Origin of the sequence: Bradyrhizobium sp. DN3 (genome assembly GCF_041357655.1) — a bacterium.
Classification (GTDB): domain Bacteria; phylum Pseudomonadota; class Alphaproteobacteria; order Rhizobiales; family Xanthobacteraceae; genus Bradyrhizobium.
In genome coordinates this window covers 62,617-75,202 of record NZ_JAULLN010000018.1, presented here as the reverse complement: position 1 = coordinate 75,202, position 12,586 = coordinate 62,617, and the positions used below count along the sequence as shown (strand labels likewise).

14 protein-coding genes are annotated in these 12,586 nt (G+C 64.2%); 8 read left to right on the top strand and 6 right to left on the bottom strand.

Features of this window, described 5'->3' with window-relative positions:
* Window positions 1–57 precede the first annotated feature (57 nt).
* Window positions 58–396: a P-II family nitrogen regulator gene (locus tag AAE027_RS25135; RefSeq protein ID WP_028176997.1), complete on the bottom strand. Its 339-nt coding sequence runs from the start codon at window positions 394–396 to the stop codon at window positions 58–60.
* A 236-nt stretch (window positions 397–632) separates the two neighbouring features.
* Here AAE027_RS25135 and AAE027_RS25130 point away from each other — a divergent pair, with 236 nt between their 5' ends.
* The gene (locus AAE027_RS25130; RefSeq protein WP_370989038.1) at window positions 633–1,538 is read left to right on the top strand and encodes a DUF4339 domain-containing protein; all 906 of its coding nucleotides are present in this window, start codon (window positions 633–635) and stop codon (window positions 1,536–1,538) included.
* 4 nt (window positions 1,539–1,542) lie between these two features.
* Here AAE027_RS25130 and tesB read toward each other — a convergent pair whose 3' ends face one another.
* Window positions 1,543–2,406: an acyl-CoA thioesterase II gene (gene tesB / locus AAE027_RS25125; protein ID WP_128930528.1), complete on the bottom strand. Its 864-nt coding sequence runs from the start codon at window positions 2,404–2,406 to the stop codon at window positions 1,543–1,545.
* A gap of 136 nt (window positions 2,407–2,542) precedes the next feature.
* Between tesB and AAE027_RS25120 the strand changes: the two genes are divergently transcribed.
* Window positions 2,543–3,763 (top strand): ubiquinone biosynthesis hydroxylase, encoded by a 1,221-nt coding sequence (locus AAE027_RS25120; protein ID WP_370989039.1) that lies wholly within the window; start codon window positions 2,543–2,545, stop codon window positions 3,761–3,763.
* A gap of 218 nt (window positions 3,764–3,981) precedes the next feature.
* Here the strand turns inward: AAE027_RS25120 and AAE027_RS25115 are convergent, their stop codons facing one another.
* Complete coding sequence (locus AAE027_RS25115; RefSeq protein ID WP_028133418.1) at window positions 3,982–4,179, bottom strand: Trm112 family protein; 198 nt, start codon at window positions 4,177–4,179, stop codon at window positions 3,982–3,984.
* A 124-nt stretch (window positions 4,180–4,303) separates the two neighbouring features.
* Window positions 4,304–4,834, bottom strand: a complete 531-nt coding sequence (locus tag AAE027_RS25110) for a TetR/AcrR family transcriptional regulator (RefSeq protein WP_370989040.1) — start codon at window positions 4,832–4,834, stop codon at window positions 4,304–4,306.
* Window positions 4,835–4,940: 106 nt separating this feature from the next.
* On the opposite strand from AAE027_RS25110, the gene AAE027_RS25105 reads away from it, so the two are divergent.
* The 6 genes from AAE027_RS25105 (at window position 4,941) to AAE027_RS25080 (ending at window position 10,777) form a co-directional block, all read left to right on the top strand.
* Entirely contained in the window at window positions 4,941–5,291 is a 351-nt protein-coding gene (locus AAE027_RS25105) for a hypothetical protein (protein ID WP_370989041.1), read from the top strand.
* 31 nt (window positions 5,292–5,322) lie between these two features.
* Window positions 5,323–6,132, top strand: coding sequence for a crotonase/enoyl-CoA hydratase family protein (locus tag AAE027_RS25100; protein ID WP_370989042.1), 810 nt, complete (start codon window positions 5,323–5,325; stop codon window positions 6,130–6,132).
* Window positions 6,123–6,935 (top strand): SDR family oxidoreductase, encoded by an 813-nt coding sequence (locus AAE027_RS25095; RefSeq protein ID WP_370989043.1) that lies wholly within the window; start codon window positions 6,123–6,125, stop codon window positions 6,933–6,935. The genes AAE027_RS25100 and AAE027_RS25095 overlap by 10 nt, the downstream gene beginning before the upstream one ends.
* Window positions 6,936–7,154: 219 nt before the next feature.
* Window positions 7,155–7,433, top strand: a complete 279-nt coding sequence (locus AAE027_RS25090) for a PepSY domain-containing protein (protein WP_091882699.1) — start codon at window positions 7,155–7,157, stop codon at window positions 7,431–7,433.
* Between the two features lie 49 nt (window positions 7,434–7,482).
* Entirely contained in the window at window positions 7,483–8,073 is a 591-nt protein-coding gene (locus AAE027_RS25085) for a cytochrome b/b6 domain-containing protein (RefSeq protein WP_370989098.1), read from the top strand.
* Window positions 8,074–8,275: 202 nt separating this feature from the next.
* Complete coding sequence (locus tag AAE027_RS25080) at window positions 8,276–10,777, top strand: EAL domain-containing protein (RefSeq protein WP_370989044.1); 2,502 nt, start codon at window positions 8,276–8,278, stop codon at window positions 10,775–10,777.
* 12 nt (window positions 10,778–10,789) lie between these two features.
* On the opposite strand, the gene AAE027_RS25075 is transcribed toward AAE027_RS25080, so the two are convergent.
* Together AAE027_RS25075 and trxA are read right to left on the bottom strand one after the other, a co-directional pair.
* Window positions 10,790–11,467: an LON peptidase substrate-binding domain-containing protein gene (locus tag AAE027_RS25075; protein ID WP_370989045.1), complete on the bottom strand. Its 678-nt coding sequence runs from the start codon at window positions 11,465–11,467 to the stop codon at window positions 10,790–10,792.
* A gap of 32 nt (window positions 11,468–11,499) precedes the next feature.
* The gene (gene trxA, locus AAE027_RS25070) at window positions 11,500–12,423 is read right to left on the bottom strand and encodes a thioredoxin (RefSeq protein WP_370989046.1); all 924 of its coding nucleotides are present in this window, start codon (window positions 12,421–12,423) and stop codon (window positions 11,500–11,502) included.
* Between the last annotated feature and the right edge of the window lie 163 nt (window positions 12,424–12,586).

Below are 12,586 nucleotides of genomic sequence, written 5' to 3'. Positions count from 1 at the left end.
CGTTTTCGCGCGAAGCGGATACCGGTTCGCGTCAAGGCAACGCGTCAAAACAAAACTCTAGAGCGCGTCGCTGTCGGTTTCGCCGGTGCGGATACGCAGCGCGTGGTCGATCGGCGTGACAAAGATCTTGCCGTCACCGATCTGGCCGGTGCGCGCGGTCGCGGTGATCACGCTGACCGCCTTGTCGGCAACGTCGGACGCGACCGCGATCTCGATGCGCAGCTTCGGCAGGAAGTTCACGACATATTCGGCGCCGCGATAAATCTCGGTGTGGCCCTTCTGGCGGCCATAGCCCTTCACCTCGGTCACGGTCATGCCGTGGACGCCGATCGCCGTCAGGGCCTGGCGGACCTCATCGAGCTTGAAGGGTTTGATGATCGCGACGACGAGTTTCATGGCAGGCCTATTCCCCGGGATGCGCCGCGCCGTATGTCCCCGGCGCTGCGTCAATCTGGCATCTTTCCGGGCAAATGGCACAAAAAAGTTGCAGATTGAAGCGGAAAAACAGTTTGGCCATGTGAACGGCCGCCTCTGTACAGAGCAGCCGTCCATCCTTCACAATGCATTTTCGGCATGGATCGGGTGAACCTGCCGGTCCAGGGCGGTACATAAGTATTTTGGGGGGACGCATCATGGCGAGTTGGTTCTACGCATCCGAGGGCAAGCAGCAGGGGCCCTTTGCGGAAGGGCAGTTCCGCGATCTCATCGCCCAAGGCGTCGTGCGCCCGGACACGCTGGTGTGGACCGAAGGCATGGCCGGCTGGCAGAAGGCCGCCGAAATCCCCGGCTTGATCGGAGGCGGCGGCGCGCCGCCGATGATGCCGGCCGGCGGACCGCCGATGATGGGCGGCGGTGGATATGCTGGCGCCGGCGCCGGCGGCTATGGTGGCGCAGGTGGAGGATCGCTGGCGGTCGATTTCGGCGTCCTCGAGTTCACCTGGCGCAGCATCGTCTTGCTGATCGGAATGATTTTCGTTCTGCCGGCGCCGTGGGTGTTCGTCTGGTACACGCAATGGATCGTCTCCTGCGTGAAGGTCCCGGCTCGTCCGAATCTCAGCTTCACCGGCAATGCGATGACGTTGGTGCCCTGGTATTTCGGCTTCATCGTCCTGGCGATCGCCATCTCGTTCATCGGAAGCCAGCTGCTCAGCAACCTGCTGTTCATCGTGCAGATCGTCCTCTACTGGCTGCTGATCAAATGGATGGTCGCGAACCTCGCCTCCAACGGGCAGCCGCTGGGCCTGAGCTTCACCGGCTCGATCTGGGCCTATATCGGCTGGAGCCTGCTGTTCGCGATCTCGATCATCACCATCATCGGCTGGGCCTGGGTCGCCGCGGCGCAGATGCGCTGGTTCTGCCGCAGCGTCGAAGGCACACGGCGCGAAATCGTGTTCAAGGGCAGCGGACTTGAGATCTTGTGGCGCGGAATCGTGGCCGCGATCCTGTGCAGCTTCATCATCCCGATCCCGTGGGTGTATCGCTGGATCATGAACTGGTTTGCGTCGCAGACCGAACTCGCTCCGCGCGGCTCGCTCTAAGCGATCACGCCCTCCGCTCGCGCACGGAGCCTTCCTGCGCGACGGAGGCGACCAGCGTGCCGTCGGGCTTGAAGATCGAGCCGCGGGTCAGTCCGCGGCCCGATTGTGCGCTCGGCGAATCCTGGGCGTAGAGCAGCCATTCGTCGGCGCGGAACGGGCGGTGAAACCACATCGCATGGTCGAGGCTCGCCGGCATCATGCGCTTGTCGAACAGCGTGCGGCCATAGCGCGCCATGATCGCGTCCAGCAGCGAGAAGTCCGAGGCATAGGCGAGCGCGCACATGTGCAGCGCCGGATCGTCCGGCAGTTTCGCAGCGGTCCTGATCCAGACGTGAATGCGGCCGTCCTCGATCTTCTGGCCGAAATAGCGGCCGAGCTCGACCGGACGCAGCTCGATCGGACGATCGGATTCGTAGTAGCGGCGGATGAACTCCGGCATCTCCTTGAACATCGGCTGCTTCGCCACCTCCTCCGCCGTGAGCTTTTCCGGCGGCGGGACGTCGGGCATCTTGTCCTGGTGGTCGAACGCGCTCTCCTCCTCGGCATGGAACGACACCATGATCGAGAAGATCGCGTTGCCGTGCTGGATCGCGGTGACGCGGCGCGTCGAATAGCTCTTGCCGTCGCGCAGGCGCTCGACCTGGTAGATGATCGGGATCTGCGGGTCGCCCGGCAGGATGAAATAGCAATGCAGCGAATGCGGCAGCCGGCCCTCGACGGTGCGGCAGGCCGCCACCATCGCCTGCCCGATCACCTGGCCGCCGAACACCCGCTGCCAGCTCGTCTTCGGGCTGTTGCCGCGGAACAGGTTCACCTCGAGCTGTTCGAGGTCGAGGATCGAAATGAGGTCAATCAGGCTTTTGGACATGCGTGAGCTTTCTTGCCGTCATTTCCGGATTGAAGCTCCGGAATGACATTCGGGCCGTTCCGCCCTTGTTTCACCGCACTGTTTCGCCCACCTCAAGTCTGCTAGCAAGACCAGGAATTGGCCGGGAAAGTCGGGTATGTCGGTACAGGGTAGCATTGTCATTGGCGGCGGCGCGTTTGCAGGGCTGGCGCTGGCGCTGGCGCTGCGCCAGGGGCTCGGGCCCGAGATTCCCGTCATCGTGGCCGATCCCGCGCTCAGCATGCGTCCGAGCCGCGATCCGCGCGCCACCGCGATCGTGGCCGCCTGCCGCCGCCTGTTCGAGGCGATCGACGCCTGGGACGATGTCCGGGGCGAGGCGCAGCCGATCCTGGACATGGTCGTTACCGATTCCAAGCTGGAGGACGCTACGCGGCCGGTGTTCCTGAATTTCGCCGGCGATGTCGCGCCGGGCGAGCCCTTCGCCCATATGGTCGAGAACCGCCGCCTGATCGATGCGCTGGTGGCGCGCGCCGAGGCCGAGGGCATCGATCTCCGCGCCACCACGGTGGCCTCCTATGACGCGCGGTCCGAAGGCATCGATGTGACGCTCGGCGATGGCAGCGTGATCGCGGCGAGCCTGCTGGTCGCCGCCGATGGCGCCAGATCCAAGCTGCGTGAGCGCGCCGGCATCGCCACCCACGGCTGGGAGTATGACCAGTCCGGCATCGTCGTCACCGTCGGTCACGAACGCGATCACGAGGGCCGCGCCGAAGAGCACTTTCTGCCCGCCGGCCCATTCGCGATTCTGCCGCTATCCGGCAAGCGGTCGTCACTGGTGTGGACCGAGCGCCGCAGCGAGGCCGCGCGCATCATCGCGCTCAGTGAAGAGGAGTTCCACGCTGAGCTCGAGCAGCGCTTTGGTCTGCATCTCGGCGAGGTCAAGGCGCTCGACAAGCCGCGCGCATTCCCACTGTCCTATTTCGTCGCGCGCTCCTTCATCGCCGAGCGCCTGGCGCTGGTCGGCGATGCCGCCCATGTCATCCATCCGATCGCGGGCCAGGGCCTCAACATGGGACTGAAGGATGTCGCCGCGCTGGCCGAGGTCGTCGTCGATGCCGCGCGGCTCGGCATGGATCTCGGTGGCGCCGACGTGCTGGACCGTTACCAGCGCTGGCGCCGGTTCGACACCATGGCGATGGGCGTTGCCACCAACTCGCTGAACTTCCTGTTCTCCAACCAGTCGACGCTGCTGCGCACGGTGCGCGACATCGGCCTCGGGCTCGTCGACCGCGCACCGCCGCTGAAGAATCTCTTCATCCGCCAGGCGGCCGGCCTCACGGGCGAAGTGCCGCGGTTGTTGAAGGGCGAAGCGTTGTAGGTCTCGCTGCTGTCCTTAACTCTCCTCGTCGTCCCGGACAAGCGCGCTCTCAAGCGCGCGCAGATCCGGGACCCATACGCCGCAGCAATCGTTTTGCGAAGGCTCGGGGTTACCAGCATCGCGCCAAACCTCCCCCTGTGGTTATGGGTCCCGGCTTTCGCCGGGACGACAGGGTGTGGCGTGGGCATCGCTCCAAAGGACGAACGGGCTACAAAACGTCAATCGATCTTGCGCGCCTCTTCCGGCAGCATGATCGGGATGCCGTCGCGGATCGGATAAGCGAGCTTGGCGCTGCGCGAGATCAGCTCCTGCCGCGCGGCGTCGAACTCCAGCGGGCCCTTGGTCAGCGGGCAGACCAGAATCTCCAGCAGTTTCGGATCGACGCTGGCTTCGGGACGTTCGGTGGGCGCGTTCATTGATGGTCTCCGGCAGTCGGCTGCCTCTAGCACAGAAATTCGCATCCGCCCATCGCGGCTGCCAAAGCGTTTTCCAGCGAAGTGGGTACCGGTTCGCGGAACGAAAACGCGTCAAAATAAGAATCTACGCGGAGACCATCGTTAAGACCTCGTCGAGCAGGGCCTGGAGCCGTGCTGCCGGCACCGGCGTGCCCGACAGGGCAAAGCCGAGAAATGTCCAGTACAGGATCTGGGCCCGGGCCTGCGCGGTTGCCGGGGTGAGCCCGCGTTTTTCCAGCAGCCCTTCGATATAGTCGAGCCTGCGGCGGTCGATCGCGCGCACTGCCCCTTGCGCCGCCGCATCGAAGGCCGCCCAATTGCGCACGGCGCGTTCGAGGTCGAGCCGCGCGCCGAACGACCTGCGCAGCAACGCCTTCAATGGCTCGTCGCTGGCGGACTCGACGTCGGCAATGATCTGCTCCGCCGCGATCTCGCGCCAGCGCTTCAGCACGGCGGCCTGGAATGCTGCGAGATCGGCGAAATGCCAATAGAAGCTGCCGCGCGACACGCCCATGGCTTTTGCCAGCGGGTCGGCCTTGAGCGCGGTGAAGCCACTCCTGGCGAGCGCCTTGAGACCTTCCTTGATCCAGTCGTCGGCGGAGAGCTGTTCGGTCATGTCGGGTTCCCAGGGCCTGACCATACACTAGTGTATTGACAGGCGGCAGGCCAGCGCCTACCTTTCCATACAGTACTGTATGGACGAAAGAGGCGAGGGTCTGCTGATGCGTGATCTGCTGCTGCAATGTGCCGGCGCCGCAGGAATCGTGGTTGCCCTGATCCATGGCGTGCTGGGCGAAACCAAGGTGTTCGCCAAAGCGACCATCACCCCGGAAAGCCTGCGCACGCTGATCCGGTTGGTCTGGCAGGCCGGTACGGTAGCCTGGATCGGCGGCGGCGTGCTCCTGCTTGCGGCACCAATGTTGGGATCGGACAGCGCGCGGCACTGGATCGTGGCGACGATCGTCGCCGTCTACGGCTTTGCGGCCGTCGCCAACGCCTGGTGGTCGCGCGGCCGCGGCTTTGGCTGGAAGGCTCTCGCCACCGTGGTCGCGCTGGCGGTCGCCGGATACTGAACCTGCCGATGCAGGCCAAAGGAGAAACACGATGACCGATCGTGTCCGTCTGACCATCGACGATGGCGTGGCCCATGTTCGGCTGAACCGTCCGGACAAGATGAATGCGCTCGACCCCGCGATGTTCAAGGCGGTCATCGAGGCCGGTACGCAGCTTGGTGCGCGCAAGGACATCCGCGCCGTCGTTCTCTCCGGCGAAGGGCGCGCATTCTGCGCAGGCCTCGATCTGGACCGCCTTCTCGCCACGGCGAAGGGCGAACCGTTGCTCCCGTCCGTGGACCTGACGCGGCGAACCCACGGCATCGCGAACTATGCCCAGCGCCTCGTCTGGCTCTGGCGCGAGCTGCCGGTGCCCGTGGTTGCAGCGGTGCACGGCGTTGCCTTCGGCGGCAGCTTCCAGCTCGCGCTCGGTGCCGACATGCGCTATCTCGCACCCGATACGAAGCTCGCGGTCATCGAGACGAAATGGGGGCTGGTGCCTGATATGTGCCGCACGCAATTGATGCGTCATCTCGCGCGCGAGGATGTGGTGCGTGAGCTGACCTATACCGGGCGCGTTTTTTCGGCCGACGAAGCGCTTGCCTATGGCTTTGCGACGCGACTCGTCGATGACCCCGTGGCCGCCGCGCTGGTAACGGCGCGTGACATTGCAGGCCGCAGCCCCGGTGCGATCCGTGCCGCCAAGCGACTGCTCAACCTGTCCGCAACTTGCGACGCGGCGGTCGGTCTCGCCGCGGAGACCGCCGAACAGGCGGCGTTGCTCGGCTCCGTCAATCATGTCGAAGCGGTCAGGAGCAATCTCGAACATCGCGCACCGAGACGGAGCCTCGCATGGCGCTGACACTCGTCACCGGAGGCACAGGTCATCTCGGCAGGGATATCGTCGATCGCCTGGTTCGCGACGGACGTCGCGTCCGGGTGTTTGCGCGATCGCCGGGCATGCGATCGGGCGTCGAGTGGGCTGCAGGCGATCTCGCCACAGGCGCAGGGTTGCGGGAAGCGCTGCATGACGTCGATACGGTCATCAATGCGGCGACCTGTTCGCCGATCGCGCGGCGCGGCGGCATTCGTCCGATCGATTTCTTCAGATCGCCCTCCGCAGTGGACGTCGAGGGAACGGAGCGGTTGCTGTCGCTCTGCGGGGCCGCCGAGGTGCAGCACGTCCTGCATGTCTCGATCGTCGGTCTCGACCAGGCGACCCTGCCCTACGCGCGGGTCAAGCTCGCCGGCGAACGGCTGGTGCGTGCGTCAGCTCTGTCCTGGTCCATCGTTCGCGCGATGCCGTTCTATTACCTGCTCGACAGGTTGCTCTCGAGCCTCGCCTGGCTTCCGGTGTGGCCGGTGCCAACGACGCTGTTCAATCCTGTCGATACGTCGGATGTCGCCGATCACGTTCTGACTTGCGCGTTCGACGGGCAGCGCGGCGTGCGTGCGGAGATCGGCGGCCCCGAAGATCTCGATCTCGTTGCCTTCGCCCGCCAATACCAGGATGCAAGGAGACTGCATCGGAAAATCCTGCCGATCGGCCTGTCCGAGGCGAAGGCGCGTGGCATGGGCTTTGTCGTCAGCCAGGGTGTGCGCGGACGTCTCCGCTGGACGGACTGGCTGCAGCGCAACGATCCGGGAATGCGGAGCGCGGCCTAGCGCAACTGGCGAGGCCAGCAGTTCATCCGGCCCGTGAGGCGTAAGGCCGCAGCGGCGCTTCAAATGCGCGCGCCGCATACGGAGAGCGCTGATCTTTTGACGACCGTTAGAATGAATCTAAGATTGGTCACCCCCGAACCGGATTGACTTCACCTTCACCTTTGCTTCCTTCGGCTGCGCTTCGCGCTGAGCACACAGCGCACAGAGAAGGAGACGTTCGTGAAGGTCATTCGTGTTGTTGCCATTGCGCTGACGATCGGGATTGGTATGGGATCGGCGGCCATGGCCGACGGTTTCAAGGACTGCACCAAGCTCGACAAGGCGTCGTGGAAGCCGGCCAGCGAAGCCGAAGCCAAGGCCAAGGCGCTGGGCTACGAGGTGCGGCGCTCCAAGATCGAAGGCTCGTGCTATGAGGTCTACGGCGTCAAGGAAGGCAAGCTCTACGAGCTGTTCTACAGCCCCGAAGACCTCAGCCTGAAGCACACGATTGCCAAGTAAGCTGAGCAAGTAAACTGCGGCAAGTGAGCCCCAAAGCGAAACGGGCTTGATGGAAGAAGCGGCGCGACAAACGCGCGGGGCGTCCGACAGGACCCCCGCGAATCGAATCGTTTCGCGGACGGTCGCGGTCTGGGATCTCCCGCTGCGCCTCTGGCACTGGCTTCTTGCGATCTCAGTTCTGATGGCGTGGTTCACGCCGACCGTCTATCACGGCCTTCACCGCATCGTTGGCTATGCGGTCATCGGCCTCCTCGTCTTTCGTCTGCTCTGGGGCTTGATGGGAAGCCGCTATTCGCGCTTCCGGATGGTCGGCGTCAGGCTGCGCGCCGCACCACACTATCTCTGGAATCTGCGCCGCGGCATCACGGGTCGCTATATCGGGCTCAACCCCGCCGGCACCTTGATGCTGGTGGCGCTGCTGGTCTCGCTGGCGGTGTCGACGATCACGGGCGCGATGTCGGTGACCGTCACCTTTTTCGGCGTCTGGTGGGTCGAGGATACCCACCACTATTCGTCGGACGCGGTCATCGTCCTGGTCGTGCTGCACGTGCTCGGCGTGCTGCTGATGGGGATTCTCCAGCGCGAGAACCTGATCCGCGCGATGTTCACCGGACGCAAGCACATTCGCAATCGCCTCTAGGATTACCTTGCCATCGTCGCACGTGTTGCTCCCTCAGCTTGGGCGCGATTGCGGTAGGACGCATGCGCAATGCTCGGCACCATCGAATTGCGGCGGACGCATTAACGCGCTGGTAAGCATGCAATCAGGCGTTGCACAAAATTAACGCGAACGACGTTTAGCCCGACCACCATCGACACTATTGGCGATGGAGCGATATTGGATGTTCCGCGTTTTGTCTTGCCTTACCGTCGAGCATGATTTTCGGCTCGTCGTGCTCGCTGGCCTGGTCTGCTTCGTCGCGAGCATTGTTGCAGTCAGTATCTTCCATCGTGCGATCGCGGCGCGCGCAAGAACGCGGCTGATCTGGATCGCGATTGCCGGCGCCGCCATCGGATACGGAATCTGGGCGACGCATTTCGTCGCCATGCTCGCCTACGAGCCCGGCGTTACCACCGGCTACGGAATCGTGCTGACGGCACTTTCGCTTGCGACGGCAATGCTTCTGACCTCGGGGGGCTTCGGCGTTGCGGTCGGCGATTCCGGCCGGTGGCGCGCGGCGGCCGGCGGCGTCATCATCGGCGGCGGCATTGCCAGCATGCATTATCTCGGAATGTGGGCACTCGAAGTGCCGGGTCGCGTCGCCTGGTCGCTGGACCTCGTCTTCGTCTCGATCATTCTGGGCATGTGCCTCGGCTATGCCGCCCTGGCCGTCGCGATCAGGTATCAGAACTACCGGGGTACGCTCGCAGCGGCGGTCCTGCTGACACTCGCCATCGTATCGCACCACTTCACGGCCATGGGCGCCGTGCAGATCACGCCGGATCCAACGCGTGCGACGGGCGCCCTGTCGCTTTCTCCGGCTGTGCTCGCGCTTGCTATCGCCGGTGTGGCGCTATCTGTGCTGGGCATGAGCCTGATCGGCGTGCTGGCCGATCGTCGCCTGGCAAGCAGAACCGCCAAGTTCGAGGAGATCATCAGCCAGCTTTCGGACGCCCGGCAGCAGCTCGAAGACTCGCAGCAGGAACTGCAGGACCAGACGGTCCGGCTGGACACGGCGATCAACCACATGGTCGAGGGCCTTTGCATGTTCGATGCCGAAAAGCGGCTTGTCGTCTGCAACGAGCGTTATGCCCGACTGTATCGGTTGCCGCCGGAACTGCTGCGGACGGGGACATTGCACACCGACATCATCAGGCATCGTATTGTGAAGGGAATCCTCAAGGGCGATTCCAGCGAGGGTGCTGCCGAGCAATTCATCTCGAAATTGGCGGCCCTGCCGTTCGATGCAGTCTCGAGCAGGATCGACGAGTTTGCGGATGGTCGGCTGATCCGCGTGACGCGGCAGCCGATGGCCGGTGGCGGATGGGTGGCCACGCATCTCGATGTGACCGAGCAACGCCGGTCCGAGGCCAAGATCACACATATGGCGCAGCACGACGCGCTGACCGATCTGCCAAATCGCGTGCTGCTCAGGGAACGGATGGAGCATGCCATTGCGGTTACGCGCAACGGCGGCCTCGATCCGGCCGTGCTCATGCTCGACCTCGATCGCTTCAAGGAAGTCAACGACACGCTTGGACATCCGGCGGGCGATTCCCTGCTGCGCGCCGTCGCTGCGCGTCTGCGCGAATGCACCACGGAAACGGCGTTGATTGCCCGACTGGGCGGCGACGAGTTCGCGGTGATCGACTACGTGACCAACCCGGCCGTGGAGGCCGCCGCTCTTGCCGAGAACATCAGAAAGGCGCTTTGCGAACCCTTCGATCTCGGCGATCACCGGGTCACGGTGGGCACCAGCATCGGCATTGCCATCGCGCCGCGCGATGGCAACGATTCCGACGTGATCATGAAGAGCGCGGATCTCGCGCTCTACTCGGCCAAGAGTGGCGGACGCGGAGCATTTCGTTTCTTCGAGCCGGAACTCGACGAGCTCATGCATGCGCGACGCAATCTGGAGCGCGACATGCGGGATGCGCTTGCCGGCCGTCAATTCGAGCTTCACTACCAGCCGTTCGTCGGCACTGCCACCGGCAAGACCATCGGCTTCGAGGCCTTGCTACGCTGGCATCACCCGCAGCGAGGCCTGGTCCTGCCGAGCGAATTCATTCCGCTTGCGGAGGAAACCGGCTTGATCGTGCCGCTGGGAGAATGGGTCTTGCGGACCGCCTGCGCGGAAGCTGCCAAATGGCCTGCCTATGTCAGGATCGCAGTCAACCTGTCTCCCGCTCAATTCAGGAGCACGGAGCTTGTTCCGGTCGTTGTCGGCGCGCTGGCGAGTTCAGGAATTGCGCCGCACAGGCTCGAGCTCGAGGTCACCGAGACCGTGATCATGCATGACAGCGACGCTGTTTTTGCGGTCCTCGCTCAGCTGCGCGAGCTCGGCGTACGAATCGCCCTGGACGATTTCGGCACCGGCTATTCGTCGCTGAGTTTTCTGCAAAGATTCCCGTTCGACAAGGTCAAGATCGACCGCAGTTTCGTGGGCGAACTATCCAGCGCGAGGACAGAGGCGCACCATCTCGCGCGAGCAGTGGTTCGTTTCGCCGTCAGCCTCGGCAAGACGACGACCGCCGAAGGCGTCGAAACGAAGGAGCAGCTGGATATCCTCCGTGAAGAGGGGTGCGCCGAAACGCAAGGCTACTATTTCAGCCGGCCCATGCCTGCATCCGACATCGCCAAAATGCTGCGGAAAGATTCCGGAGTGGCCATCCGCGCTGCGTGAGGATTCAGGCCGTCACTGCAGCGGTGGATCGCCGCTGGTGCGCTTCTTGGCGAGGTCCATCTCGGTGACCGCGATCAGGATCTCGGCGCGGGTCTTCAAGTCGGGCGCCTCCAGCATGGCCTGCTTCTCCGCGGGTCCATAGGGCGACATCATTGCCAGCGCGTTGACCAGCGCCTCGTTGGGGGCGCTCTCGACGCCCTCCCAATCGACCTTGAGGTTGTTGGCCCTCAGGAAGTCCGCCAGCACCGCCAGCAGCGCTTCGCGATCGACCTGGTCCTCGCCCATGCGCGCGGTGAAATCGTCGACGAAGGCGAAGAAATCCACCTTGCACTGCCGGTAGGCGGTCAGCACGTCGAGCTCCTCGACCACCTTGAAGCGCGAGACGCCCGTGAGCTCGAGGATGTAGCGGCCATCGCCGGATTCTGCGAGCTGGGTGATGCGCCCGACGCAGCCGACGCGGAACAGCGCCGGCTTGTCGGAATCCTTCGGCGAGTGCGCCACATCGGGCTGGATCATGCCGATCAGGCGATGGCCGTCACGGAAGGCATCGTCGACCATCGAAAGGTAGCGCGGCTCGAAGATGTTCAGCGGCATCTGGCCGCGGGGCAGCAGCAACGCGCCGGGGAGCGGAAATACCGGAATGATCTCCGGAAGGTCGGCGGGCCCGCGATATTCGATGTTGATCGGCATCTGCCCGGTCCCCCTGGCGTTGCCAGCACGCCCTACGAAAACAGGATCGTCGACAAACGCTTGCGTCCCTCGACGGTTGCATCATCCGTGCCGCCCCAGGCCTCGAAGAACTGCACCAGCTGCTTGCGGGCGCCGTCGTCGTTCCACTTGCGGTCGCGCTTGATGATCTCGAGCAACTGCTCGGTGGCGGCCGTGCGGTTGCCTTGCGCATTGAGCGCGGTGGCGAGATCGAATCGTGCCTGATGATCGCGCGGGTTTGCGGCGACTTTCTGTTCCAGCTCGGCCACCGGCCCCAGCGCTTCCGCCTGCTCGGCGAGGTCGATCGTGGTCTGCACGGCTTTCACAGCGGGATCGTTGCGCTTGGATTCCGGCACCATGGCCAGCGTCTGCTTGGCCTGCTCCATCGCGCCGGACACCGCGTAGCACTTCGCAAGGCCCGCAAGCGCCGCGATGTTGGTCGAATCATGCTGGAGCGCCTCGGCATAGATCTGCGCTGCCGCAGCCGTGTCGCCCTCGGCGAGCACGGCCTCGGCCTCCTGCACGATCTCGGCGACGTTGACCTCGCCCGGCGCGGTCACGCCCTTGGTCAGCTTTTCGATGAAGGCGTTGAGCTGGCTTTCGGGCACCGCGCCCATGAAGCCGTCGGCCGGCTGGCCGTTGACGAAGGCGATCACGGCCGGGATCGATTGGATGCCCATCTGGCCCGGAATCGCCGGGTGCTGGTCGATGTTCATCTTGACCAGCTTGACCTTGCCCTTGGCCGCCTTGACCGCCTTTTCCAGGACCGGGGTGAGCTGCTTGCAGGGGCCGCACCACTCCGCCCAGAAATCGATCAGCACCGGCTGGCGCTTCGATTCCTCGATGACGTCCTTCACGAAGGTCTGGGTGGTGGTGTCTTTGATCAGATCGGCGCCGGCCGGGCCCGCCGCTCCGTTACCCTGGTCGATGATCGTCACGGGATCCCCTCGTCATGTCTGGAATGGCGGCTGTTTAGCACGTCGCCGATGTAGATGCGCGTCGTCGGCTCCTAAATTGGGCCGGGACGGCCGAATTTCAATCCATTGCGGTCGATTCGCCGGTTCCGGGGCATTTTCGGGCGATTTGGTCGCATTCAGGGTC

Bases quoted from the DNA above. Each gene is read 5' to 3' on its own strand.
- AAE027_RS25115 (WP_028133418.1), bottom strand. From the start codon at position 4,179: ATGAACGCGCCCACCGAACGTCCCGAAGCCAGCGTCGATCCGAAACTG.
- AAE027_RS25075 (WP_370989045.1), bottom strand. From the start codon at position 11,467: ATGCCGATCAACATCGAATATCGCGGGCCCGCCGACCTTCCGGAGATC.
- AAE027_RS25095 (WP_370989043.1), top strand. From the start codon at position 6,123: ATGGCGCTGACACTCGTCACCGGAGGCACAGGTCATCTCGGCAGGGAT.
- AAE027_RS25120 (WP_370989039.1), top strand. From the start codon at position 2,543: ATGTCGGTACAGGGTAGCATTGTCATTGGCGGCGGCGCGTTTGCAGGG.
- AAE027_RS25130 (WP_370989038.1), top strand. From the start codon at position 633: ATGGCGAGTTGGTTCTACGCATCCGAGGGCAAGCAGCAGGGGCCCTTT.
- AAE027_RS25085 (WP_370989098.1), top strand. From the start codon at position 7,483: ATGGAAGAAGCGGCGCGACAAACGCGCGGGGCGTCCGACAGGACCCCC.
- AAE027_RS25105 (WP_370989041.1), top strand. From the start codon at position 4,941: ATGCGTGATCTGCTGCTGCAATGTGCCGGCGCCGCAGGAATCGTGGTT.
- AAE027_RS25100 (WP_370989042.1), top strand. From the start codon at position 5,323: ATGACCGATCGTGTCCGTCTGACCATCGACGATGGCGTGGCCCATGTT.
- tesB (WP_128930528.1), bottom strand. From the start codon at position 2,406: ATGTCCAAAAGCCTGATTGACCTCATTTCGATCCTCGACCTCGAACAG.
- AAE027_RS25080 (WP_370989044.1), top strand. From the start codon at position 8,276: ATGTTCCGCGTTTTGTCTTGCCTTACCGTCGAGCATGATTTTCGGCTC.
- AAE027_RS25135 (WP_028176997.1), bottom strand. From the start codon at position 396: ATGAAACTCGTCGTCGCGATCATCAAACCCTTCAAGCTCGATGAGGTC.
- AAE027_RS25110 (WP_370989040.1), bottom strand. From the start codon at position 4,834: ATGACCGAACAGCTCTCCGCCGACGACTGGATCAAGGAAGGTCTCAAG.